This window comes from Hymenobacter agri, from assembly GCF_054778495.1.
Genome location: NZ_BAAGZM010001078.1, coordinates 1 through 874, shown reverse-complemented (window position 1 = coordinate 874; position 874 = coordinate 1). Strand labels below are relative to the sequence as shown.

Genomic DNA, 874 nt, shown 5'->3' with positions numbered 1-874 from the left:
GGTGCCGGCCAGGGTGAAGGCGCCCGTGTTATCGGCCGCGGCGTAGCCGCTTACCGCCACGTAGTAGCGGGTGCCGGCCGTGAGGCCCGTCAGGTTCACGCTGCCCACGGGGGTATTCGAAGCGCCCGACCCCTGGCAGAAAACCTGGGTGAAGGGGCCCGCCGAGCAGCTGGGGCTGGTGAATACCCGGATGGCGCCGGCCGCCGCGCCTGTGGCCGTAAGCGTGGTGCTGGTGCCGGTGGGCACGAAGGTGAACCATACGTCTTTAGGCAGGGCGCCGCCGGCGCAGGCGGGCGTCACAATACCGTTCTGGGCGCTGGTGGTGGCGCCGCTGTTCGAGCTCGAAAGCGCGGTGGTGCCCAGGGCCAGGGCCCCGCAGGGCTCATCGTTGGCCGGCGCCAGCAGCGGCGTGGTGAAGCACACCGGGCCGGCCAGCGTGCTGCTGCCATTGAAGCTGCCGCACACCTGCTGCACGTAGAAGCAGTAGGCCGTGGCGGCGCTGAGGCCGGTGAGCGTGGTGCTGGTACCGGTGATACCGGTGAGCGTGGTACCGCCCGTGGCAGGGTTGAAACCCGACGGGCCGTAAACGACCGTGAAGGTGCTGCCCGTCGTGGTGGCGGCGCTCCAGCTCACGGCGGCCGTGGTGCCGGTAAGGGTGCCGGCGGTCAGGCCGGTGGGTAGCGGGCAGTTGGGCACCGGCGCCGCGCAAATGGTGAAGTTGCCCAGCGTGCCAGCGGTGCCGTACTCGTTCACCCGTACGTAGTAGGTGGTGCTGGGCGTCAGGGCCGTGAGGTCGAGGTTGGGGGCGGCCGTGTTGCTGGCCGTGCCGGCGCAGCTAATGTAGGTGAGCGGCCCGGCGCAGGCCGTGCCCGAG

The 874-nt window shown here is 70.7% G+C and carries 1 protein-coding gene; it reads right to left on the bottom strand.

Translation table 11 applies throughout. The features are described from left to right. A partial coding sequence (locus ACYVDE_RS24575) for a fibronectin type III domain-containing protein (RefSeq protein WP_460504146.1) occupies positions 1–874 on the bottom strand: 874 nt, incomplete at both ends.